This is a genomic window from Microbulbifer jejuensis (assembly GCF_047289955.1).
GTDB lineage: Bacteria > Pseudomonadota > Gammaproteobacteria > Pseudomonadales > Cellvibrionaceae > Microbulbifer.
On the sequence record NZ_JBLBUB010000008.1, the window covers coordinates 55,438 to 78,132 of the forward strand.

18 protein-coding genes and 1 pseudogene are annotated in these 22,695 nt (G+C 50.8%); 12 read left to right on the forward strand and 7 right to left on the reverse strand.

Annotated elements, in window-relative coordinates:
- Positions 1-417: 417 nt before the first annotated feature.
- The gene (locus ACL7TT_RS06905) at positions 418-1,404 is read right to left on the reverse strand and encodes a LysR family transcriptional regulator (protein ID WP_413394203.1); all 987 of its coding nucleotides are present in this window, start codon (positions 1,402-1,404) and stop codon (positions 418-420) included.
- 45 nt (positions 1,405-1,449) lie between these two features.
- Here ACL7TT_RS06905 and ACL7TT_RS06910 point away from each other — a divergent pair, with 45 nt between their 5' ends.
- The 3 genes from ACL7TT_RS06910 (at position 1,450) to ACL7TT_RS06920 (ending at position 4,822) form a co-directional block, all read left to right on the forward strand.
- Positions 1,450-2,691: a multidrug effflux MFS transporter gene (locus tag ACL7TT_RS06910; RefSeq protein ID WP_413394205.1), complete on the forward strand. Its 1,242-nt coding sequence runs from the start codon at positions 1,450-1,452 to the stop codon at positions 2,689-2,691.
- 105 nt (positions 2,692-2,796) lie between these two features.
- Positions 2,797-3,861, forward strand: coding sequence for an MBL fold metallo-hydrolase (locus ACL7TT_RS06915; RefSeq protein WP_413394206.1), 1,065 nt, complete (start codon positions 2,797-2,799; stop codon positions 3,859-3,861).
- A gap of 55 nt (positions 3,862-3,916) precedes the next feature.
- Complete coding sequence (locus ACL7TT_RS06920) at positions 3,917-4,822, forward strand: SDR family NAD(P)-dependent oxidoreductase (RefSeq protein ID WP_413394207.1); 906 nt, start codon at positions 3,917-3,919, stop codon at positions 4,820-4,822.
- Positions 4,823-4,877: 55 nt separating this feature from the next.
- On the opposite strand, the gene ACL7TT_RS06925 is transcribed toward ACL7TT_RS06920, so the two are convergent.
- The gene (locus ACL7TT_RS06925; RefSeq protein ID WP_413394209.1) at positions 4,878-5,006 is read right to left on the reverse strand and encodes a carbon storage regulator; all 129 of its coding nucleotides are present in this window, start codon (positions 5,004-5,006) and stop codon (positions 4,878-4,880) included.
- A gap of 482 nt (positions 5,007-5,488) precedes the next feature.
- Here ACL7TT_RS06925 and ACL7TT_RS06930 point away from each other — a divergent pair, with 482 nt between their 5' ends.
- The 3 genes from ACL7TT_RS06930 (at position 5,489) to ACL7TT_RS06940 (ending at position 7,669) form a co-directional block, all read left to right on the forward strand.
- Positions 5,489-6,148, forward strand: coding sequence for a hypothetical protein (locus ACL7TT_RS06930; protein ID WP_413394210.1), 660 nt, complete (start codon positions 5,489-5,491; stop codon positions 6,146-6,148).
- 87 nt (positions 6,149-6,235) lie between these two features.
- Positions 6,236-6,592, forward strand: a complete 357-nt coding sequence (locus tag ACL7TT_RS06935) for a hypothetical protein (RefSeq protein WP_413394211.1) — start codon at positions 6,236-6,238, stop codon at positions 6,590-6,592.
- Between the two features lie 309 nt (positions 6,593-6,901).
- Entirely contained in the window at positions 6,902-7,669 is a 768-nt protein-coding gene (locus tag ACL7TT_RS06940) for a hypothetical protein (protein WP_413394212.1), read from the forward strand.
- A 22-nt stretch (positions 7,670-7,691) separates the two neighbouring features.
- Here the strand turns inward: ACL7TT_RS06940 and csrA (ACL7TT_RS06945) are convergent, their stop codons facing one another.
- Positions 7,692-7,880, reverse strand: a complete 189-nt coding sequence (csrA, locus tag ACL7TT_RS06945; RefSeq protein ID WP_413394213.1) for a carbon storage regulator CsrA — start codon at positions 7,878-7,880, stop codon at positions 7,692-7,694.
- A 1,434-nt stretch (positions 7,881-9,314) separates the two neighbouring features.
- Here csrA (ACL7TT_RS06945) and ACL7TT_RS06950 point away from each other — a divergent pair.
- On the forward strand, positions 9,315-10,190 hold the full coding sequence (locus ACL7TT_RS06950; RefSeq protein ID WP_413394215.1) for a prohibitin family protein: 876 nt from the start codon (positions 9,315-9,317) through the stop codon (positions 10,188-10,190).
- A 545-nt stretch (positions 10,191-10,735) separates the two neighbouring features.
- Here ACL7TT_RS06950 and ACL7TT_RS06955 read toward each other — a convergent pair.
- Positions 10,736-10,963 carry a hypothetical protein gene (locus ACL7TT_RS06955; protein WP_413394217.1) on the reverse strand — a complete coding sequence of 76 codons (228 nt, stop codon included), beginning with the start codon at positions 10,961-10,963 and terminating at the stop codon, positions 10,736-10,738.
- A 48-nt stretch (positions 10,964-11,011) separates the two neighbouring features.
- Between ACL7TT_RS06955 and ACL7TT_RS06960 the strand changes: the two are divergent.
- The 3 genes and pseudogenes from ACL7TT_RS06960 to ACL7TT_RS06970 all read left to right on the forward strand — a co-directional run.
- Positions 11,012-11,280, forward strand: a pseudogene (locus ACL7TT_RS06960) (IS91 family transposase); the annotation flags it as partial.
- 521 nt (positions 11,281-11,801) lie between these two features.
- Positions 11,802-12,335, forward strand: a complete 534-nt coding sequence (locus tag ACL7TT_RS06965) for a hypothetical protein (RefSeq protein ID WP_413394218.1) — start codon at positions 11,802-11,804, stop codon at positions 12,333-12,335.
- Positions 12,332-12,493: a hypothetical protein gene (locus ACL7TT_RS06970; RefSeq protein ID WP_157954055.1), complete on the forward strand. Its 162-nt coding sequence runs from the start codon at positions 12,332-12,334 to the stop codon at positions 12,491-12,493. Before ACL7TT_RS06965 ends, ACL7TT_RS06970 begins: the two co-directional genes overlap by 4 nt.
- Positions 12,494-12,697: 204 nt before the next feature.
- Here the strand turns inward: ACL7TT_RS06970 and csrA (ACL7TT_RS06975) are convergent, their stop codons facing one another.
- Positions 12,698-12,886 carry a carbon storage regulator CsrA gene (csrA, locus tag ACL7TT_RS06975; RefSeq protein WP_413394220.1) on the reverse strand — a complete coding sequence of 63 codons (189 nt, stop codon included), beginning with the start codon at positions 12,884-12,886 and terminating at the stop codon, positions 12,698-12,700.
- Positions 12,887-13,530: 644 nt separating this feature from the next.
- Between csrA (ACL7TT_RS06975) and ACL7TT_RS06980 the strand changes: the two genes are divergently transcribed.
- Together ACL7TT_RS06980 and ACL7TT_RS06985 are read left to right on the forward strand one after the other, a co-directional pair.
- Complete coding sequence (locus ACL7TT_RS06980) at positions 13,531-14,553, forward strand: SIR2 family protein (RefSeq protein WP_413394221.1); 1,023 nt, start codon at positions 13,531-13,533, stop codon at positions 14,551-14,553.
- A gap of 9 nt (positions 14,554-14,562) precedes the next feature.
- Positions 14,563-16,293 (forward strand): ATP-binding protein, encoded by a 1,731-nt coding sequence (locus tag ACL7TT_RS06985; protein ID WP_413394222.1) that lies wholly within the window; start codon positions 14,563-14,565, stop codon positions 16,291-16,293.
- Positions 16,294-16,386: 93 nt separating this feature from the next.
- On the opposite strand, the gene ACL7TT_RS06990 is transcribed toward ACL7TT_RS06985, so the two are convergent.
- Both ACL7TT_RS06990 and ACL7TT_RS06995 read right to left on the reverse strand, forming a co-directional pair.
- Positions 16,387-19,845 carry a UvrD-helicase domain-containing protein gene (locus ACL7TT_RS06990; protein ID WP_413394224.1) on the reverse strand — a complete coding sequence of 1,153 codons (3,459 nt, stop codon included), beginning with the start codon at positions 19,843-19,845 and terminating at the stop codon, positions 16,387-16,389.
- On the reverse strand, positions 19,842-22,541 hold the full coding sequence (locus ACL7TT_RS06995; RefSeq protein ID WP_413394226.1) for a PD-(D/E)XK nuclease family protein: 2,700 nt from the start codon (positions 22,539-22,541) through the stop codon (positions 19,842-19,844). Before ACL7TT_RS06995 ends, ACL7TT_RS06990 begins: the two co-directional genes overlap by 4 nt.
- Positions 22,542-22,695: the final 154 nt, after the last annotated feature.

Consider the following 22,695-nt stretch of genomic DNA (forward strand, 5'->3'; position numbering starts at 1 on the left):
TGGATGCCGATTACGAGCGTACAAGGATGTATTCAGAGCGTGTCCTGGGAGAGGGGTATTCTTTCCTTCCGATCCGGTAGTAATTTTGGTATTAGTCCTATTCATGCGCTCCTACGTGAAAATAATTGCACCAACGTCCGGATACTTCTCTATTCATTAGTACCTTTGTAAGGTAGTCCTATCTCCTGTGTATATTTTCCGATCAGAATGGGAATTCAGTAGCCTTAATCTGCCGGCCAGTAGAGCGCTACCAAGAGCATTCGTACCCTGGCTTCCAACATTTCCTCTGGCAATAATGCAGCGAGCTTATCTGTGATTAATTTATAACTCTGGGCCATGGCTTCTGCGGCCTCATCTTCTGCGGCCTCATCTTCTGCGGGCGTTACCGTGCGGCCTTCGAATATTCTTTAAAAGGGCTCAATCGTGTCCTGGCTTAGCGAGAAGAGGGTATGGAGGTATGGCCTTGCGCACGGCAGCACGGAACCATTGATGAGGTAAAGAATGATGGGTGGCCTTGTGCCATACCATGTTGAAGCAACTGGTAGGAAACGGGCATGGGGGGGGGATATGCGCAAAGTCGGCAAACAGATCTGCAGCCAGGCGAGAGGGCAGGATGGCAATCAGCCGCGTGCCGCGCATCAGTGATGGAAGCGCCTCAAAACTGGAGACTTCAAGTTTGACATTCCGTGCAATCCCGTGCTCTTCGAAGATGCGCTCTTCTAATGGGGTGCCCGATAAGGAAAAACGAACGGAGGCATGGGGCAGTGCGCTAAAGTCGCAACGGACCTCGTCTGCTGAGATCATTTCAGGATCAAAAAAACACATAGCCACGTCTTCGAACAGGGGAGCACTGTAAATATCCAACTGGTCTGAAGGGGAAATGGGCGTGATGGCCAGATCACACTCGCGCCCGCGCAGGCTACTCACAACGTCCCGGCTGGACGGGATCACACGCAAGCTAGCCAATGGGGTCTCACGCAAAATCCTTGCCAATAAACCGGGAGTGATCAGACGGCGTTCATAGTCAAACGCTGCCAGGCAGAACCGGGTTGAGATCTGGGTCAGGTCCTGAGGTTCCGGCGCGGTAAGGCTCTGCAGGCGGTCGAGGATTTCAGATATTTCAGGTGCTAAAGAAAGGGCGCGTTCAGTCGGCACAATCCCTCGCCCAGCACGGACGAACAGGGGATCGCCAAAAGCAATACGCAGCCGATCCAGCGCGTGGCTAACCAGTGGCTGGCTGACATTCAGGCGTTTTGCCGCCCTTGAGATCGCCCCCTCCTTCGCAACCGCACAAAAAATGGTTAGCAATTTCACATCCAGCTTTAATACCTCAGGATTAGGCATATATAACCTCAATAACATGCGTGTTGTTAATAATATGCCGACTGTTAGTATGCTTTGCAACAGCACACCAGGCGGAATATTGAAACCGAGGAGAATATGTCCACGATGAGCAAACAGCGCGACACCGAGTTCGTAGCACTAGTCGCGATAATGAGCTCATTGGGTGCCCTCTCCATAGACGCGGTGCTACCGGCCCTACCACAAATAACCGAGAGCTTTAACCTGCTGGGGGGGGATGGGGGGCAGCTGATCATTGGCGTCCTTCTCCTTGGGATGACGCTGGGGCAGCTTGTTTACGGCCCCCTCTCCGATCATTTCGGGCGAAGACCGATCCTTTTCATCGGTGTTGCACTATTTATGTCAGGGAGCCTGGTTTCGGTGTTGGCAGGGGATTTTTACCCCATGCTGGCTGGCCGGTTCCTGCAGGGAGTTGGCGCCGCGGCGTTACGCATTGTGCCGCTTGCCATTGTGCGTGATCGCTACGAAGGGCCTGAAATGGCACGGATTATGTCTTTGGCCCTGTCGTTTTTTATCCTGGTACCCTGTATAGCCCCGATCCTGGGTCAGGGTATTGTGTCTTTGGCTGACTGGCGAGCCATCTTCTGGCTTTTGTTCGGCTTAAGCTGTGTGGTGGCAGGTTGGGTCTGGCTGCGCCAACCTGAAACCCTCTCTCCCGACAAGCGCCGCGCCGGTGGGTTTGCGCCGATCTTGGAGGGACTCAAAACGACCTTGTCAAACCGCGTAACCTGCACCCATATGATCGCCTTGGGGCTAATTCAGGGGGTCTTTATCGGATATGTCCTGTCGGCGGAGCAGATCTACCGTGCTATTTTCAGCGCCGGTGAATTATTCGCTTTTTATTTTGCTTTGGCTGCCGTCTCCATCGGTTTGGCCAGCGTCCTGAATGCCAGGTTGGTTAAACGCTTTGGTTTGCAAGACATCTGCCGGCTCGCGCTGTTTGGGGTAGTCGCGGTCAGTGGTTTGATGGTCCTCCTCGGCCAGTTCGGCACTCCCCATCTGGGTGAATTTCTTGCGGCTATCTCAGCGATCTTTTTCTGTTTTGGCCTGTTGATGGGGAATATGAACGCCATTGCCCTGCAACCCCTTGGCCATATTGCAGGGCTGGCAAATTCAATCATCAGTTTTTTATCTGGTTGTATCGCTTTAGCGTTTGGCTCGCTGATCGGTGGAGCCTTCAATATGAGCGTACAACCTTTGATGTTAGGCGCAATAGTCGCTGGACTACTGTCGATGGTGGCCCTGGCATGGGGTACTAAAGCGCTGAAAAACATCAGCGAAAACCCTGTACAACAAGCAATCCCTGCCCGAAGGGGACGCCGAGCTTGATGCACAAAAAGCCGAAAAGCTATGGGGTCCGTTAGCAGTACTAATACAGCCAATTTTAGCGTAACCCTCTGGTGCAATTGCACACACTTTTTAGGTCATCTGAATATGAGAAGTATAACCACTGGTATCTTTGTTGTTTTGCTGGCAGCTTGTGCCAGCGCTTACGTAGACCAGAGACACCATTCCCCAAATTTTGAAGGCGATGTCTTTAAAAATACCAATCCGGTCAAGTTCCTGTCCTTTTGGGAAATGTTCCGGGCCTCATTTGAATCTGAGGTAGAGCCTGCGGTCTGGCCGGAATGGGTTGAAACAAAGGATGATCGTTCACCATTCAAGCGAGTGAACGGCTCCAATACCCGTATCACCTTTATTAATCATGCCACCTTTTTAATTCAATCCGGGGGCTTTAATATTCTTACTGATCCGGTGTTCTCTGAACGCACAAGCCCCTTTTCATTCGTAGGCCCCAAACGTGTTCATAAACCGGGTATCACCCTGGAAAACTTACCGCCGATTGATGTCATTATTATCAGCCATGATCATTATGATCATCTGGATCTCAAATCCATAGAAGCGTTGGTCAAACGGGATAATCCTAATATATACATGGGCCTGGGCGTAGGAGAACGCCTGTCGGGTGCTGGACAATTTATCGAACTGGACTGGTGGGAATCTTCCAAAGTTGCAGACAATTTCCAACTCTGGTTCCTTGATGTACAACATTTCTCAGGCCGCTGGTTAACCGATCGTAATTCAACCCTATGGGGCGGTTTTCTGCTGGCAATTAATGGCCAGAAAATATATTTTGGCGGCGACAGCGGCTATGCCGATCACTATAAGCGCACATTTGACCGCTTTGGCCCGGTAGATATTGCCTTCTTACCAATCGGTGCTTACGCCCCCAGGGAATTTTTTAAAGCCGTGCATATGGACCCTATGGAGGCAGTACAAGCGCACACCGAGCTTCAAGCCTCCCTGTCTATTGGCATGCACTACGGAGCCTTCCAGCTCACGGCCGAAGCCATTAGCGAACCGATCGAGCTACTTGAGGAAGCCAAAAAGAAAGCTAACCTCAAACCCTCTGAATTTATCACTCTGGAGATTGGACAAGCTTATGATGTCACTTCCCTCCCGAGCAATGATGGTGACAATACCGGAATCAAAGAGTGAAAACTAAGAGCAGAACTCAACAACGTTTACTTTAATCAGCAGAGCAGAGATTGTCATGTCCAAGATGGATAATAGAGATACCGTTTGCCCGCGCTTAGTCGTGATGACCGGCGCCACTGCCGGCATCGGTACCCATGCAGTAAAGCAGATCGCCACTGTAAACCGGCGTGTCATAGTGGGAACCCGGAGCACGCCCTCAGAGTACGGTGAATCATTGCCACTCGATCTCTCATCACTGGCCAGTGTGCGCGCATTCGCCGGCAAGGTTCAGAAAGCACTGGCAGGTGCCCGGATTGATACCCTTGTGCTGAATGCAGGTATCGCCCTCAGTAACACGGCCCAGAAAACCGAGGACGGATTTGAAACCACCTTCGCGGTCAATCATTTGGCCCACTACCTGCTGGCGCGGCTACTGCTGCCCAATATGGCGCCTGAAGGAAAGATAATCATTACAACCAGCGATGTTCACGCGCAAGCCCCCCAGCCCCTGGATATTCACACATGGTCAAGCCCCCGTGCGGACGGCTCGGGAATGAAAGCCTACGCCGCGTCAAAGCTATGCAATCTGCTGACGGCACGCGCGCTGACCCTTCAGGACACTGTGAGGGAAAAAAAATGCAAGATTATTGCCTATAACCCGGGTTTAACGGTTGGCACCTCCTTGGCGCGTCACTCTGCAAGGTGGCAACAGCTCCTGATGAACAGTGCTATTCTGCATTTTTTTCTTCGCCTGGGCAGCACCTTCATTCCGATGATGTACCCGGGATCCCCCGAACGCGCCGGGCAAGCGCTGGCCGAACTGGCACTGGGTGACGCAACCCCGCCAACTGGGCGGGTTTACGCTTCACTGGTGCGCGGTGAACTCACCTATCCCGACCCCTCTGCACAGGCGAGCAATGACAATCTTCGGGACAGCCTCTGGCAGGAGAGTGCCAAAATGGTCGGATTGTCGATAGATTAACCCGTTACCCAACACGACCCCATCGAGCAATCCCTCTTGGGGACATGGCTGATTGTTAGCCACCCACCTCCCGTTCCTTTTGAATGCGCGCATACCCTTCCTTCTGGTACACGGGCGGGGATTTAGGGGCCTTGATGCCCACCCTGACCTGGTTGCCCGTAATACCCAATACTGTGAGAGGCATTGGTACCAATTCTGAGGTTATCGCTTAGCGGGCGTTTTCAAATCAACATGGGCCTTTGTTTCTGGATCGCAATCTCTGGGGTGACTTTTCGTGGTGGGAATACTGGGAAAGTAACCGTTGAAAGCAAGGTGGGGTGGGGCGGGGCACGGGAAAGGTAAGCGGTAAAGCAGAAAAGGCGGACGCAACGCTGCCAGGGCCGGGAGAACCGCGCCAAGCCCTTGACGGGGCCCCACTTTATTGAAGGCGAGCAGGTTTCTAGCGTATTTCCATAGAGCCAGTTTGATACTGAGTGATCAATTGGGTTGGTCGGCCCTGGGTGCCAACGTCTTTTATCTATACTGGGGCCGTATTGATTAGCCTAAGTGTGCACTATCAAGATCATGAAAAGAAGCTTGACGATTTTTCGTTAAGTGGTTTATTTTCAGGATCAAACTCTATACTGCGTTACTGGTGCTGAGCCTGGTTGGTAATTTGGAAATCCTATGAATGAATCTGTGGCCCTTTATCTCACTTTCTCGGAGTTTCAACCGCCACGGAAAATAAGTGGTTGTGAGTGCTGCATTAGTGAAAAACAGTTAAAAGTGCTTGCCACAAAGAAATTGGTAGAGATAACTCCTGGTGAAATAGAAACTTATGCCTGCTCTGCACTTAAAACGGTTGGTTCAATTGATGATTTTATGTATCTGTTTCCCAGGGTTTTCGATCTGCTCATGAAGGATGAATTCGAATGGGTAGATCCGGAGATTATCTATGGAGCTATAGCCATAGCTAAATTCAGCCAATGGGATAAGAGAAAAAAAGATCTCATTAAAGGCCTATCAAGAAAGAAGTATTTACAATTACTTAAGAGCGAAGATGATAATTTGAAGGTGGATTCCTGGTTATGTGCGATCTCCCATATAGAAAGTGACATCAGTTTCTATTTACAGAGAATGGAGCAACCCGAACACGCTCAGGCTTTGTACAGTTTTACTGAGCGGAATATACAGTCAATCTCCAGTGGCAAACTACATAATCCTTTCTGGCGTGATTGCCCTGACCAAGAAAAGGTAATATTATCCTGGATGCACCAGGGAAAGGTTGCAGAGTATTTACTCAAAACCTATGGCATGGATTTGAAGAAACAGGCAACAAGTGGATGAGTTACCTACTGTTATTAAGCGCGGTAGTTCACGCGCTTATTACGTTTCCTGTTATGCAAAAAATCCAGAGGGATTAAGTAGTCACACATGCCAAAGCGCAAACATGATTCCTGCGAGGCTTGTAAAAAAGACAACCTAAAGCCTGGGTGCTCAGGCCAGGATTGTGGGGAGGCTATCAATGCGGATAAAACCCGCAACGGCTGCGGCAGGTTGATTGTATGCTTGCTTTTGCTTTCTTGGTTACTATTTATTCTCTTCGGGAAGATTCAGAAATCACAGGACGCACAAAAAATTCGCGATATTGCTGCCACGATCTCGCTGGCTGACTGGAAGTCTGCCAGCGAGGAGGCTCGCTGGATCACCACCGTTGCTCTTTTCAATGTGATGAAAGAGGCAAAAACGCCCCCAAAGGAGACCGGAAAACAGAGGGTATCGATTCTTTAAGGCGCTGCCTTGACAAGGCAGCACACACAGCAGGGGTCGAAAGCCAACAGATTACCGAGCACGCCACGCTTTGTATTACTCAAATTACACAACAAACCCCACTGGCTGCGCCAACGACCAGGGAACCTTAATACCGGCGGCAGTTACCCGATGTAGCTACAAGGAGGGGTTTACGTATCATCAGGTGTCCATTTACTGATAAGGGGGGCAGCTGATTTTCCCCAATCCTCAACTGCGGCCTGGTACTATCGCTCACCGTTGTCTTTAAAGCCGCATTCCAGCAGTCCCTTTTTTTTACTGAGTCAGATTATGAAGTTGCCTTCTTCAGCGTTACAAACCGCTATTGAGAATGCCTACGATACCTTCGCCCGGTATCCCCGTTCCGCAGATATCAGTGGTTGCCCTTGCTGTGTCTTAGAGGAAGACCATAAAGCGCTAAATAGTGCGCCTTTAGGTGAGCTAACCAGCAGTGATCTTGAGAGATTTGTCCATAAAGCGATGACCACCTGGGGTGGAGACGATGACTTCAAGCATTTCCTACCCAGGATTCTCGAACTTATCGCCACTGATATGCCATTAGCTCATTATAGTGAGGTAATCGCCGGCAAGCTTGTATACGCAGAATGGCATAGGTGGCCAGAGCCTGAGCAAAACGCAGTGGCTGTATTTTTAAACGCGTGGTGGCAGTGGGGACGCTGGGAAGATGCTGCGCAAGTAGAAACCTGCTTGGTCACACTGGCCTGTGCGGGATGGAATGTATCCAGGCAGCTGAGCGAATGGTGGAATGATGACTCCCCGGCTTCCCGGCAATGCATCATCGCGTTCCTGGTACGTCAGGTAGATGTACTGACCCAGGGAGAGTCACCATCAGCCTTTTGGGGAGAAGAGGGCACTCAGGTTTTAAAAACCTGGCTGGATGACGTTGTACAGGTACCCGCACTACTTTCGCTCGCCCTGGAGCATCCCATCGACACGGATGTGTACGATTTATATACAATAGCGTCCCTGCGCCTTGGCAGCAGCGCCGCAGATACCTGGTTTGAAGAGTATCATGACCGCCATCTAACCGCAGTTTAGAGTAATGGGGCGCACCCGCTGCTCAACCATTTCCATCGCCTTGCGCCCGTTCCTTTTGGATGCGCAGGTACACTTCTTCCCGGTGTACGGGCAGGGATTTGGGGGCTGCGATGCCCACCCTGACCTGATTGCCCGATATACCCAGTACAGTGACGGAAACATGGGTACCAATTCTGAGGTTTTCGCCGGGCCGGCGTTTTACAACCAACATTAGCTTTTCCTTCCGGGTTGCAAATCCCGGGATGACTTTTCGTGATGGGAATACCTGGAAAGTAACGATGGAAGGCAAGACGGGGCGGGGCGCGGGAACGGTAGACGCAACAGCAGAACAGGCGGACGCAACGCTCCCAGAGCCTGGGGAATCGCTCCAGGCACCTGAATGTGCTCCAGTTAATTGAAGACAAACGGGTTTCTAGCGTATTATGCATATAGCCATTTTGATATCTATCTTATCAATTTGGTTAGCTGGCCCCTGGTGTCTCACCACCTTGGGTCAGCGCCTTTTCCGTATTCTTAGGTCACGCTACCGTTCTCCTGATAAAGGAAGGGATCTGTTGGACATTGCCTGGGCCGTTTGGGGTTTTTTATTGTTGGTTTACAGAAACCTGCCCAATTACGGCCCGTAATGGTGAGCAATGCCTTTGAATCTTACGCCGCTTTACCCCTGAAGAAAACCGATTACAATCCAATAAGATCATTTTGGTGCCTATATTTTTAATCGCCTGCGTTTGGAAAACTGCAATTGCCTATTAAAAGTACAGGATACCCTAGGCCGCTTCACCGCCTCTCACGTTAGACGGTAACTATAAAAAATCGCCAGTTTTTAGCGCGTTGAGAGGGTTTTAAAGCCAAACTATTTCTACGCGACGTATCAAACCCATCCCCGATGATTGCGTTGAGCTTAAATCGCCCTGTGAACGCGGGATAATAAATTGACAGGAGCCCTATGAACGGCACCGAGCCATGACCTGAATGCAACGGCTAAAGCGGGTATTCAATATGGATGCTTCCGTCAGAGCGCGCACCCCCTCAGACCGGTCTGTCTGCCCCTTCGCAGGCTCGTCTATTCCATTGACGAGGTAAAGCCAGCCACTGCCACTTTTCACAGCTTACAGCGGGCCTGACAACGGACCGGTGGAGCGATTTGGGCCCGGCGAACCATTCGTCAGGGCTTTTCGGTCAAGCAGAAAAAAATAATAAATTTTGAATGCCCTCACACCAACACTTGGGGTTTGAACGGTAAACAACCTCAGGAAGTTCGAGTAGAATACTTCGGATCAAGGATAAACACGTGGTTTATACTTTCTATACCCATGTGATCCAAAGAATAGGCCAGAAAAAACTTTGGAATTCCACCCTCCTAAAAAATTTAATGCAGGGCTGCTCCGCAGCTAAGGCCGCATCAATAGTATGCACTCCGGGATTGAATCCGCGATCTTTTAAACTGAAGTGTTGCCCTGCCGATAACCCTGAACAGTGATGACCCACGCTCCCATGTTGATTTTGCGGCCACCTATCAATATACTGTTGGAGAATTTTTGATTTGTGCTCTAGCCCTGCGGGCACCCTTCGGATTCCCATCACCTTGCGGAGACTTTCGCACCAAGGTATTAAAAATACTTCCTCAACCTAATCGAAGAACAATATGAATTCCAAAAATTTCTTAGTTCCGTCTAATTATTTTAAATTGTTCCCCATTGTTATTTTAGTAATAGCAATAGTTAACTCCTGTTATATAGTCACCGAGGGGCATGTCGGGGTCGTCAAGCGTTTTGGTGAGGCAAAAGGCCAACAAAATCCTGGGTTGCATTTCAAAATTCCATTTATTGAAACTGTGGAAATGATTGAAGTAAGAACCAGAAAAAATGCTGAAAAAATGGCCTCTAGCACAAAAGAGCAAATGCCTGTAACTGTGGAGGTATCTGTAAACTGGACTGTGAATAAGGAGGCAGCATTGGATCTATTCAAAAAATATGGCGGCTTGGATCAATTCGAACAACGCATCCTAGATCCCAGGTTTCGATCCGCCACCAAGGATACCATTCCCCAGTTTGAAGCCGAACAGCTAATTCAAGATCGTGCATCAGCTATTCAAGGGATAGAGCACAGGTTATCCGAAGAAATGGAAGGATTCCCCGTGGTTGTTGATAATATACAAATAGAAAATATTCTTCTTCCCAAAAAATATATCAACTCCATCGAAATAAAACAAACTGAAAAGAACTTGGCCGCGGCGGAAGAGCACAAACTGGAAAGGCAACGGCTAGAGGCGCTACGCGCGGTAAACACTGCGGATGCCAAGGCGAAAGGCATATTAAAAGTGGCCGAAGCCGAGGCTCAGTCAATACTCCTCAAAGGCAAAGCCGAAGCTAAAGCCATTGAAGCAAAAGGCAAGGCGCTTAAAGACAACCCTTTGATTGTAAAACTTACCGAGGCTCAAACATGGGATGGTAAATTGCCTTCTACAATGCTGGGGCAAAGTGCTATGCCAATTATAGATATGCGGAATTTAAAAAAATAGTTAACAAGCGGATTAATTGTGGCGCCTTGGCCGGCGCCCGCATTAGGGTATTATAAATGCTCAATGCGCTTCACAGTATTTCGTCAATGGATTTTTTTGGCCTTGTTTGGTGTCCTATTTCGGTAAATGGTACTAATTTTGGGATAAGATCAACTCCAGGCAAGTCTGTGCTAGTGTCCCCTGTAATCATGAGCAGGGTTTCGGGACGATTGGCAATCTGCCAGCTGTTGGGGCTATTGAGATAGAGCAGGCTGTGGCTTTGATTCGGGCCGATCTTTGCCTCAAGAGTATAAGGCAATCATAGACTCTCAAAATTGAGAGGGTCGGCCTTAGGGCTGTTTTTCTCCTAAACAGACCTTTAGACAGTTAAGAAAGATATATCCGATTAGCTTCTGACGTTGATTTACTCAGTTGTCTAAAATTCAGGCATGAGGAGGTCACAATTGGTACGGATACCTGTTTAATAGTTGTTTGTAATCGATTCAGATACTGGTGGAAAGGTAGATTTTACAGTCTCGCAAGCCATGTACCCAGCGTTTATGCTACTAAGAGCAGACCTGCCGGACTTTCTCTGCTGCGCCGACCAAACACTTGAAGCGGCTTTCGAAGTTACGCTTGAAGTAGAGCGAGTGTTTGGGGGAGATACCCAAGCGCTGTTGGGTGGGTGGGGTATCGGCGGCAATAGCGCTGGGTTTTTTGGGCTCTAAATGCCGCCCGCTCCAGTCCACCAGCTCCAGGTAGTGATCCAACTGAAAGGGGTGCCCTTTGGGCATATTTAGCCGGCCGGGCCGGCAGAGGGCAAAAGGTTTTGCGGCTGTTCCGATAAGAGCCCTGCGGAACGGCATAGAGCAATGACCTGGATTCAGCGCTTCAAACGGGTATTTAGCATCGACATTGAAGCCCGTAAACGTTGCGGCGGTCACGTCAAGGTGGTTGCCAGTATTGAGGATTTGGCAGTGATTAAGCACATCCTCAAATCTCTTAGGCAGAAAGCCGCTAATGCCGACACGCCTCGCCACGCACTGCCGCCAGAGCGGGCACCACCTCAGACCAGGCTGCCGATCCCGCGCAGACTCGTCTATTCGATTGACGACGTAAAGAGCCACCACTGCCAACTTTCACAGCTTACAGTGGGCCTGACAACGGACCGGTGGAGCGACTTGCGCCCCGCGAACCATTCGTCAGGACTTTTCGGTCAAGCCGAACAAAAAATAATCAATTTTGAATGCCCTCGGCTTAAAACTTGGGGTTTGAACTTTGAATGCTGGGGTTTGAACGGTAAACAACCTCAGGAGTTTCGAGTAGAGTACTTCGGATCGAGGGTAAATCGGTGGTTTATGCTTCCTATACCCGCGATACTCAAGCTGTGGGTGGGCATTCCTTGGTGGGGAAGTTTGGATAGAGAAGTCTGGAGCTGGAGTGGGGGCGGTGGGCGCAGAATAGGAAAAGGCGGGTGCTAGGCTCAAATGGCCATTCGCGTTATCATTACTCATCCATATCAGGCTTTCACTTATTAATATCCATGGTTGGTCGGACCGCAATGAACCGGGGAAATACTGCCTCCAGTGACCGCTAAAGGCGGATCTCAACAAGCAGATTTAAGGAGAAGAAATGCAACCGTCACATAAGGAAACGTTAGAACGGTATGATGTATTTCGAGCGCAAGCAAGAGATATAGCAAAAGAAAGTCTGCCCGGAAACCTGAAGGGCGTTCTAAATGTTGAAGGCATAGATCACAAAACCTTAAATGCTTTCCAGGCTTGGAAGAATACCGCTGAACGAAAGGTTTCATGGGATTGGGAATTTTCCCGGAGCTATAAGATTTTCTACCCGAAGTCATTCGATATGTCAGTTTGGTTAGGAAATACTCTATGTTCAATGTCCCTTGGTCGCCCTACATTCAAGGGCACCGAAATGCGTTTAGATTTTATAGAGAGAGCCCCTAAGAATTGTCCATATGCCGGTGAAATGTTCAGTATTTCTCTATTGGCGTATGAAATTTATGGAGATTTAATTGGCGCAAAGAAAATTCGCATCATGGAGCCTATGAATGATAAGCTCATAAAGTATTATATGTCTCATGGTGGATTTAAATTGGTTGGTTCAAAGAAAGGCAATCCACATTATCTGGTAAGAGACTTATGAACGATAAAGAAAGATACGAACAGGCAAAAAAGAAAGCCGAAGAGAGGGCAAAAGAGTTGTTCAAGCCACTTCCTGAAGATATTAAGGAAGAGCTTGAAAAAGATAGCACTTTGGGCTCACCGGAAAATCTAATAGATCGTAGTGATGAAGAAGAATAGGTTGAAAAATGACCACAGTCTTCTGTGAGCTAGTTATACTGCTTGTTCGATCCAATTTGTGTTGACTTTTACCTTTCTGTGGAGAGGTGACTTTTTGTAGTTTTGAAGAGGGCTGTATAAGTTCACTGCCCTATACCTCGAAGATAACTAGCTATTAATAGCGCCTTTATTGAGGTGTAGCCTCCTTCCTTGGAGAACCTTCCCTCAACGCCTTCCATTGCCTACTTTTTGTTCTCTATTGATGCGCACATAGATCTCTTCCCGATGGACGGGGAGGGATTTGGGTGCACGGATGCCTATCTTTACTTGATTTCCCTTCACTTCCAACACTGTGATCGAGACATTCGTTCCAATTCTTAGATTCTCGCCTGTTCGGCGCTTTAGGACCAACATATTTGTTTCCTGGCGATACTGAAGCCGTGGGTGGGCATTCCTTGGTGGGGAAGCTTGGTAAGTGATACTTGGTGGAAGTGAGGGGAGGGGCGCGGGGGCGGTGGGTGCAGAATAGGAAAAGGCGGGCGCTAGGCTCCCAGAGCTTGAGGAATCGCCCCAAGCTGCTGATTGTGCTCCACTTTATTGAAGATGAGCGGGTTTCTAGCGTAGTATGCATACAGCTATCTTGATACTCGGTTTATCAATTTGGTTAGCTGGCCCCTGGTGTTGCAGCACCTTGGGTCAGCGCCTTTTCTCTATTTTTACTTCACGCTACCTTCTCCTATTGTGGGCAGGTTCTTTTAGAAAATTTTTGTGGCTCTTGCAGAGTGTTGGTCTTGTGAGAGTTTGTCTAGCTATAGACCACAACTTTGACGGCTATCTTTTGATTTTGCGTGGCTTTGGCGAAAGGGAAAACCAAATAAGTTCCAATAAGATAATTTAGGCGCCTATATTATTTTCCGATACGTTAGTAAGAAAATCATTGAATAGCTACTGTTTTGTGTGATGTTCTTCTGTTGAAACTCTTAGCATTTTATACTTCTGTTTAGAAGGTGTATGGAGCCACCATTTATTAATAGTGGAGTTGTAAAAAAGGAATCTTTATGGCTGGTATGGAAATCGATTTAATATCTAAACAAGCGCAAGACTATTATGGAAGTACACCAGTTATTATTTTGGGTAGTGGTGCATCCGCTGCTCATGGTATGTCAGGTATGGGAGCTTTATCTCAGCATCTAATTAGATCAGTAGAGGTTGAGGGTTTAAGTTGCCAAGAGGTTGGATTGTGGAGGGAATTCTGCGACCTTCTTGAGGGTGGGGTTGATCTTGAAACCGCTCTTCATAAGGTTAGCTTAACTCCAGCATTAACAAGTAAAGTCGTATTGTCTACATGGAATCTACTTTCTCCCGAAGATATTGCCGTGTTTGAGAAGGCTCTAGTTGATCAAGAACTATTTCCGCTTGGCAAGCTTTTAAGGCATATGCTGAGGAGCACTGTAAGGCAGGTCAATATTATTACTCCAAACTATGATCGATTGGCAGAGTATGCTTGTGAACAGGAAGGTATTCATCATTTTTGTGGATTTTCACATGGGTATAAGGGCTTTCCAGAAAAAAAAGATTATTTGAAGCCCTCAAGGCAGGTTAATATTTGGAAGGTACATGGTTCTTTGGGGTGGTTTATTAATGAGCAAGGGGTTGTCTGTTCGCTTGGTAATATTGGTAGAACACCTGAAGGTTTAACCCCTCTCATAGTTACTCCAGGTAATGAAAAATACCGAAATACTCATAGAGAGCCATATAAAACAATTATTCACGAGGCTGACGATGTCATTGATGCTGCATCCTCATATCTTTGTATCGGGTTCGGATTTAATGATGATCATATTCAAGAGAAGCTAGTGAATCGCTGTGCAAGAGGTGATGCCTCAATAATTATTGTTACACAAAAGCTTTCTGAATCAGCAAGGGATTTTTTATGTAGAAACCAATTGTCGCGATATTTGGCAATTGAAATGTGTGGAGATGGTCCCGGTTCGTTAGTGTATAGCTCTCAATGCGTGGAACCGATTGAGGTTGAGTGCAACTGTTGGTCTTTAGACGGATTTTTAAATTTAATAATGTAGGGCTTAGCTATGGCAATTTTTAACTTTTCAGATGATGATGCACTTGGGACCGTTTCTTCAGTTGATACTGCAACTGTAATCGTGTCTGTTGAAGACAGTGAAAAGCTAAAAAGATTGCAAGTAAATAGACTTGCTGTTTTACAAAGCAGCAAGCCAGGGCAACATTTGATCGGTCTTATAAGTCAAGTTACCCGAAAGCGGTTGACTCTAGATCAGGACGAAAATCATGGCGAAGAGTTTGATGAACAGAATCTTTGCAAAGTTTCATTGATAGGATCATTGCTCGATGCAGAGGGCCTTAACCGAAATGTCTTCCGAAGAACATTGGACAGCGTACCCGAGATTGAAGCAAATTGTTTTTCGCTAGAGGGAGAAGACCTTACAGCATTTATGCGCGTTATTTCTCATTCGGAGAGTGATGGAAATTCCTTAGTACTTGGTAGATACACGTTAGATGATAAAGCCGAAGCTTTTCTTAATGGAAATAAGTTTTTTCAACGGCATGCTTTTATAGGTGGAAGCACAGGGGCGGGGAAGTCATGGGCGACTGCAAAGATCATTGAGCAAGTCGCACACTTAAAAAATTCGAATGCAATTATTTTTGATCTTCATGGCGAGTATGCTCCGCTGGCTGGTGATGGAGTGAAGTATTTTAAGATCGCCGGGCCTGGAGATGTGGAGTCGGGGAGAACCATTTCTGATGGCACTATATTTTTGCCTTATTGGCTTCTTTCTTATGAGGCAATGGTTTCATTATTCGTAGATAGAAGTGATCAAAATGCACCAAATCAGGCGATGATCATTTCTAGAGAGGTTAACGCGGCAAAAACTAGATATTTATCTGGCGATGAATATAAAGATATATTAGAAAATTTTACTATAGATAGCCCTGTTCCTTTTAAACTTTCATCTGTAATGGAAGGTTTGAATAGAATTAATGAAGAGAGAGTTGCTGGTGCAAAGGCTGGGAGTACCAAAGCTGGAGAGTTCAATGGGAAGCTAAGTCGATTGATATCCAGGCTCGAAAATAAAATATCAGACCGGAGGTTGGGTTTCCTTTTTAAGGGGGGCGGTGATGTTCTTCAATTTGATTACCTTAATCGCTTGGCTAATTTACTGTTAGGTTGTGCTGATGAAAATGGTACTGGTGGAGTTAAGATTATAGATTTTTCAGAAGTGCCATCTGATGTATTGCCGTTAATGGTTTCATTGGTAGCGCGATTATCATTCTCTATTCAGCAATGGACTCCGCTAGAGAAAAGGCACCCGATTGCCTTGATGTGTGATGAAGCTCATCTTTATATACCAAATAGAAATCTCACCGGATCAGCAGATGATATATCAATAAAAATCTTTGAAAGGATTGCAAAAGAAGGTAGAAAATATGGGCTTAGTTTGGTGGTAATTAGCCAGAGGCCATCTGAGGTTAATAAAACAATTCTTAGTCAATGTAGTAATTTTGTTTCAATGAGGCTTACTAATTCTGATGACCAAGGTGTAATCAAAAAATTACTTCCAGATAGCCTGGGTAGCTTTAGTGACATACTACCTACGCTCGATACTGGTGAAGCATTGGTAGTGGGTGATGCCAGTCTATTGCCTAGTAGAATACGAATAGATGAGCCAGTAAGAAAGCCGAATAGTGGAACTATAGAATTTTGGAGGGAATGGCAAGGCGAGGTTGATCAAACACGGCTTGGCTCTGCCATAGACAACTGGAGGAAGCAGAAAGTAGAGTGATGCTTACATAAATCGTTTTTATCAGAAAAATGTGAGCGTTCTAACTATGATACTGAGTGCGGCTTTAAGCCGCACGATAATCTATACATCCCCCTAACCCAACTCCACCAACCTCCGCATCAACGGAAAATACAGCGCACACCGTATATTCCGCTCCCCCCGCGCATAAAAGAGCTTGCGGTAATTATCCAACTGATTCCGATACTGCTCCAGCTGAGCCGCAATAAACTCTTCCTGGCTCTCTTCACCACTGGGCTCTGCGGTTTTGTAATCGACAATCCAGCGAGTGCCTTCGTTATCGATAAAAGTGCGGTCAACAATTGAGCGCCGTAACTGCCGGCCGCCGCTGTGCAGTTCCAGTTCGCAGGCGGATTCCCTTAGTGAGCCATCCAACAGCCAACGGCCGGTGGGGCAGTCGAGACTGTTGCATACGGCGATTTCCACTTTCTCGGCGGCGCGTTCCAGGCTGGTGGTGGATAGCCCCAATTGTTTCAGACGCAATTGCCATAGGGGGCGTTGGGCTTCCAGTTTGCTGGGTGTCCAGTCGTTAATATTGGTCTCGGCAATGGTAGCGAGGGTTTCGTGAGCTACGGTGCCGGCGTGTTTGAGCCAGCGCAGGGCTACCTGGCCCAGCTCGGGAATATTGTCTTCTTCCTCAGTTTTGGGTTGGTAGTCTGGCATGCGGTATTGGGCCAGCCATTCCTGCCGGGGCATGGCTTGGGGTTGCCATTGGTTGGGCAGGCGCAGCAGGTAGTCGTGATCTCTGCTGGCTTCGTTCTGGTTTAGCAAGGGTTCTTCCGCTTCCAGCCAGTGGCACCAGTCGCTTTCCTGGTGGTGCAAAACACTGGGCCAGATGCCGGCGAGTAGGGCGGCGTTGCCGGAGGCTTTTAGGTGGCCCTTTTTTTCATCCCGGTTGATGCAGGCTAAAAGATGCAGCGAGCGGATGGCGCGGGTGCAACCTACATACAACAGGCGGGTGCCTTCCAGGCGTTCGCGCTCGCTGTTGTCGTGCTTCAGGTATTCAAAAACCGGGTCGCGCCCGCCGCGCGCATTTTTGGGAGCGAGCAGGAAGCGGCTTTCGCCTTCGCGGCTGAGCCATTCGCTCCAGCGCAGCAGTTGGTCGCTACCGGGTTTGCCGCCTTGGTCCAGGCCCGGGATCAGTACATGTTCGAACTCCAGCCCTTTGGATTTGTGAATGGTCATCACCTGCACCTTGGCATCCTGGGCGGGGCGGGCGTAGAGCTGTTCCAGGGCCAAGGTGAACTGTTGCCAGTCGGTAATGGCGCCGCCGGTATCGAAGGCTTCTAATAATTGCAGAAAATCCTGCACATTATTCAGGTCAGATTTTTGCGCAACGGTAGCGGGGCCACCCAGTTCCAGCCAGAGGCCTTCAATCCAGGTGCGCAGGGGTTTGCGGCCGCGCTGTTGCCAGGCGTGCAGCAGTTTGGGGGACACTTGGGCCAGACGTGTGCGCCCTTCGTCGCTGAGCAGGGCGATATCGTCCACTTCCTGCAAGGCCATAAATAGTGGGCGCGCGCTGGTATCGGTTACAGTGATATCCCCATTGCCCCAGTTGGCCAGGGTGTAGAGGTCCGGCAGTTGCAGTCCACACCAGGGGGCGCGCAGTACGGCCAGCCAGCTGATTCGGTCGCTGGGGTCGAGCAGGGCGCGGGTGAGACTGAGTAAATCCAACACCACCATTTTACTGGCGAGCGGCGCCAGTTCTGGGGCTTGGAAGGCGATATTGGCAGTACTTAAGGCTGGCAGAACCTTTTGCAGGTGTTTTTTCTTGCGCACCAGAATGGCGATACGGCTTTCCGGATCTTGCGCTTGTAATTGCTGCACCAGTTCAACCGCTTGGGTGGCTTCGCGGTTGCGGTCTTCGTCATCAATGCAGCCGTAAAAATTCACCGAGGGCTCGGCCCATTTGCTGCCTTTAAAAGCTTCGGATTGCAGATAGCGCACGGCGCCGCGACCGATATTGTCCGCTTGCGGAAAGGCCCTTTGGAAAGTCTCGTTGACCCAGTTCACCACTGCGCTTTCGGAGCGGAAATTTACCTGGAGGTCGAGGGCCTCCAGGGGGACTTCACCGATACCGCGTTTGCGCGCATCCAGGAAAATACCCACGTTGGCATTGCGGAAGCCGTAACAGGACTGCATGCCGTCGCCGACAATAAATAGGGTGCGGCCGTCTCCCTGCTGCCAGCCGGCAGTGAGTTTTTCCAGCAGTTGTAGCTGGGTGTGGGAGGTGTCCTGGAACTCGTCCACCAGAATATGCTGGGTTTGCAGGTCCAGTTTTAGGGCCAGGTCTGTGGGGTTATCGCTATCGCCCAGGGCGATCAGTGCGGCTTGGGCCACTTCGGTATAATCGGTGGCACCCAGCTGTTGGAAGACCAACTTTAATTCGGCGACTAACTTGGGCAGTACCTGGGCGAGCCCTTGCAGTAGTTGCCATTGGCTCTGTTGCAGTCCGCTGGGGAGCTTGCCCACTTCTCGCAGTGCGGAGAGCAGTGGTTCGTTGCCGGCCAGTTCCGCCAGCAGGTCTTTCATGCGCTGTTTGTATTCTTCGGCGATGGGTCGCTCGGGATCTTTTTTATCCGGCAGGCCAAAACCGAGTTTTTTATTGATGCCGCCGCCTTTGCGCAGATCACCAGTGGTGGTGAGAAGCAGGCTGCCGAGGGCGAGCCAGGCGGGCAAGCCGCTGCTGTCTGTGCTGGGGAAATCGTCCAATTCGGCGAAGAGGCACAGGCTGTGGCTGGGGTTTTCCTTTTGTAGATTGCCGCCGGCGAAACTTGCCAGCTCCAGCAGTTCCCCGGCGACACTGCCGAGGGCTGTGGTGAGGTCTTGCAGCTTTTCTGCTACCAGTTCGTCGATGACAAAATGGAAATAATCCTGGGCGCCGTCGAAGTTAACGCTTAAAAGTGGGCCGAGCCATTGTTCGCGCTTGTCCAGCAAAATACGTAGCAGCTTATTGAGCTGCCCCAGGTCGTTGTCCAGGTGGAGCAGCAGCTGTTGTAGGTCTGCGTCTGGGATTTCGCCATCGAGGTGTTTGAGCAGGTTCACCACGGCCAGCTCGAAGGCGATTTGGGTGCGCTCCAGGGGTTCACCCGGTGCGCCCAGGCCGCTCTCGATGGGCAGTTGGCTGGCGAGGCTGCGGCAGAGGCCGTCGATGGTTTGAATACGCAGGCGTTGGGGTGTTTGCAGCAGTTCCCATTCCAGTTCGCGATCCCGCTCCAGCAGGGCGCGGGCTAAATCCCAGGTGATGGCATCGTGGGGGTTGTCTGGCCGGGTTTGGTCGCGGGCGCTGTGCAGGGCGTCGATCAGGCGCTCGCGCATTTCACCGGCAGCTTTGCGGGTGAAGGTAATGGCGAGCACTTCTTCCGGTTGCTGGCAGGCGGCGAGCAACTTTAATACCCGCTGGGTGAGCAAGCCGGTTTTGCCGGAGCCCGCCGGGGCAGACACGGCAAAGCTGCGGCTGATATCCAGGGCTTGGCTGCGAGCGTCGGCATCGATAGGGCGGCGCAGGGTGGGAGTCATCACAACGTCGTTCATTCGGATATTTGCACCCTTTCTGGCCAGCGGTTCAGGGGCCAGAGTTCACTGTTGTTATCGGTGGGGCGATCAAAGGCGAGGGTGGCGACACCGCTGCGATATTCGGTGGCGAGGGATTCCAGGCTGTAGCGCCAGTGCTCTACCAGATTGCTCCAGGTGCCATAGGGGGATTCTTTTTTGGTATCGCCCACGGCTTTAATACCTTTGATGGGATGCTCCAGATCTCCGCAGCCATTCCATTTGCAGTCGCCATTGCGCACCTGGCCGAAGGCGATGGCGTGGGCGTCCGGTTGGAATAGGGCGTAGAGCGGCAGCTGGGGTTCGCGGATGCGCAGGCTTAGCCAGTCGCGAATACTGGGGACGCCGGTTTTGTAATCGATCACCAGTTGTTCGCCGCTGGCGAGTTGGTCCAGCCGGTCCAGGCGCAGGTTAAAGTGCAGTCCGCCGATTTCCACGGCCTGTTCCCATTCGACTTTTTCTACGGAGAAATTGGGCCTGCCCAGTTCCACGGACAGCCATTGTTGCAGCAGGCGCTCCAGGCGCTGCTTTTCCATGGCCCAAAACCCGATCGGCAGGTGATTGTATTTTTTGCGCACACCGCCGAGGGAGCGCTCCACCGCGCGTTCGATTTGCGCTTGGCATTGCTCTTCGTCCATGGCTTGCAGTTGTGCGAGGGTGTCGCACTGTTGCCAGAATTCCGCCAATACCTGGTGCACTACATTACCGCGCTCGGCGGGGCCGAGGCCGATATCCGGTTGGGTAAAACCGCTGGCGCCGAGGCGGAAGCGCAATTGCGCATTTAACGGGGACAGGGCCTGGGCCTTGAGCACCGAGGCACCGCCGCGCACCCGTTCGCACTCGGCGGGGGTGAGTGGTGGTAGCTTTTTGTCTTCGACTTTTTCCAGTTGGCAGGCTTGGGCCAGTTGGCTGTAGTGATTGTGCAGGGCGCCTTCGGCAAAGTGTTGGGCTTTTTGTGGGCTTTCAAACAAGCTGCTCAAGCCTTGCTGCACGCCGTCTTCTTCACTGGTGTAACTCACGACGATATCGCCGCTGGCATTGAGCAAGTCGGCGGTGAGTTCGCGGGCCAGCTCCAATTCCCGTTCGGCGCTGGCGCGGGGCATCTTCCAGTGTTTTTGCCATTGAATTGGCAGCAGCGGATTGGGTGCCGGTGCCGGGGGCCATTGCTGTTGGCCGAAACCGACCAGGCGCAGGTGATCGAAGGCGAGGCCGCCGGCTTCCAGGACTCCGAGAATTTGCAGAGGGCCATCGCGGGTTTCCGCCTGGAAGGGGGTGCGGCTGGCAATCTGACGCAGTAATTGCAGGGCTTGATTGAGGCTGAGGTTGCCGCCGCAGGCGCTGAGTGCGGCGAACGCTTCCAGGATGGATTCCCACTGCATCAGCTGTTGGTATTCCTGGCTGTCGGGATTGCGTGTGCCCGGCCAGCCCATGGCTTTCAGCGTTTCGGAAAAGCGCGCGGCCCAAATTTCTGCCGGGGCTCGATGCCAGCGGCGGGCGCGTTCGGCCAGCTGTTCCAGTTGGCGGGGCAACTGTGGCGATTCCAATTGGAGGATTTCTGCGCTGCGCTCGGCCCAGTAGCGCAGGGTGGCGCCGTCGATGCGGCGCAATTCCAGCTTCTGTAAGCGGCGGAACAGGGCGCTGCGCAGCCAGGTTTCACTGTCGTCGCCCCAGAAAGGGCTGAACAGGATATTTTGCAATTGGGGGTAATCCCATTCGTCTTGCAGTAGCGATAGCCATTGCAAGGCGGCGCTGCCGACCGGTGTTTGCGCCAGGGGCGTACCGGCGGAGAAGTTAAACGGCAGTGTGTAGCGCGGTTGCTGCGGGTCCAGGTATTGGGGTTCGAGCACGCGGGAAAATACCGCTTCCACCTGGGCGCGGCATTGGCCCAGATTGTTCACCACGATGCCAACGCTGTGGCCGGGATTTTCGGCGAGTTTTTGCCCGGCCCAAAGGGCTGCCTGGTACAACTCTTCATCCAGGTTGGCGCAGGCCGCTGCGGACAATTCACTTGGCTGGGTGATTCCTGGCCGTGTGAAAACGGCGGTGGCACCTGCGTGAATCAGGGCATCGGCAAGCGGCGAAATCTGGGCGAAACCGGCGGTATCAATTTGCGGCAGCGGTTCCAGAATGCCTTCCTGGAAGGCGCGCAGGATCAGTTGATCGCGCTGGTCTGGGGTGATGGCGCTGTGGGCCTGAAGCTCAGTGGCAAAGGCTTTGATCATGGCGCATAGAGGCAGTTCGTCGCTGCGCATAGAGAGCGCGAACTGTTCCAGCAGGGGCGCCAGCGCTTCCTCTATTTGCGAGAGATCGGAAATCAGCTGCCATTGGAGCAGCTGCGCCAGGGCGCTATCGGCATCCCGGCACAGTTGCTGGCTGTTGAGCAGCTGCCGGTCCAGGGATGCGTCGAGGGCGCGCTGCCAGAGTAATTGCCGCTGTTCGCGATTCAGCACCTGCTGCAGGGCGGGCCGCCAGTTGCGTTGTTGCAGATCGAACCAAAGCTTGTCCAACCAGCTGCGCAGGGATTCCACCGGTGGCGGCAACCAGCAGGCGCCGGGCGATTGCTGCGCGGCGTAAAGCTGTTGGCAGCGGTTGCGCAAGCGGTTGTTGGGGGTGAGCAGCAGTCCATTGGTGGGCAGCTGCGCAAATAGTTCGAGAGCGGGAAATGCCGGTTTCAGCATGAATTCGGGTACCGGTTAGGGCTTGATATTGGGGGAACGGTCGCGGTTTGTGACGGAACTGTCAACCCAAGGAGCTTCTGAGCTACTCCGTGATGCCTCTGTAAGCCTCGCAAAGGTATTCAGGGCTCGTTGCGGGCTTCATCGGATTTTGATT

Excerpts from the sequence above, each read along its gene's own strand:
- ACL7TT_RS06995 (WP_413394226.1), bottom strand. The coding sequence starts at position 22,541 with ATGCTGAAACCGGCATTTCCCGCTCTCGAACTATTTGCGCAGCTGCCC.
- ACL7TT_RS06980 (WP_413394221.1), top strand. The coding sequence starts at position 13,531 with ATGGCTGGTATGGAAATCGATTTAATATCTAAACAAGCGCAAGACTAT.
- ACL7TT_RS06950 (WP_413394215.1), top strand. The coding sequence starts at position 9,315 with ATGAATTCCAAAAATTTCTTAGTTCCGTCTAATTATTTTAAATTGTTC.
- ACL7TT_RS06915 (WP_413394206.1), top strand. The coding sequence starts at position 2,797 with ATGAGAAGTATAACCACTGGTATCTTTGTTGTTTTGCTGGCAGCTTGT.
- ACL7TT_RS06935 (WP_413394211.1), top strand. The coding sequence starts at position 6,236 with ATGCCAAAGCGCAAACATGATTCCTGCGAGGCTTGTAAAAAAGACAAC.
- ACL7TT_RS06990 (WP_413394224.1), bottom strand. The coding sequence starts at position 19,845 with ATGAACGACGTTGTGATGACTCCCACCCTGCGCCGCCCTATCGATGCC.
- csrA (WP_413394220.1), bottom strand. The coding sequence starts at position 12,886 with ATGTTGGTCCTAAAGCGCCGAACAGGCGAGAATCTAAGAATTGGAACG.
- ACL7TT_RS06910 (WP_413394205.1), top strand. The coding sequence starts at position 1,450 with ATGAGCAAACAGCGCGACACCGAGTTCGTAGCACTAGTCGCGATAATG.
- ACL7TT_RS06940 (WP_413394212.1), top strand. The coding sequence starts at position 6,902 with ATGAAGTTGCCTTCTTCAGCGTTACAAACCGCTATTGAGAATGCCTAC.
- csrA (WP_413394213.1), bottom strand. The coding sequence starts at position 7,880 with ATGTTGGTTGTAAAACGCCGGCCCGGCGAAAACCTCAGAATTGGTACC.
- ACL7TT_RS06955 (WP_413394217.1), bottom strand. The coding sequence starts at position 10,963 with ATGCCCAAAGGGCACCCCTTTCAGTTGGATCACTACCTGGAGCTGGTG.
- ACL7TT_RS06925 (WP_413394209.1), bottom strand. The coding sequence starts at position 5,006 with ATGCCTCTCACAGTATTGGGTATTACGGGCAACCAGGTCAGGGTGGGC.
- ACL7TT_RS06965 (WP_413394218.1), top strand. The coding sequence starts at position 11,802 with ATGCAACCGTCACATAAGGAAACGTTAGAACGGTATGATGTATTTCGA.
- ACL7TT_RS06930 (WP_413394210.1), top strand. The coding sequence starts at position 5,489 with ATGAATGAATCTGTGGCCCTTTATCTCACTTTCTCGGAGTTTCAACCG.
- ACL7TT_RS06985 (WP_413394222.1), top strand. The coding sequence starts at position 14,563 with ATGGCAATTTTTAACTTTTCAGATGATGATGCACTTGGGACCGTTTCT.
- ACL7TT_RS06970 (WP_157954055.1), top strand. The coding sequence starts at position 12,332 with ATGAACGATAAAGAAAGATACGAACAGGCAAAAAAGAAAGCCGAAGAG.
- ACL7TT_RS06920 (WP_413394207.1), top strand. The coding sequence starts at position 3,917 with ATGTCCAAGATGGATAATAGAGATACCGTTTGCCCGCGCTTAGTCGTG.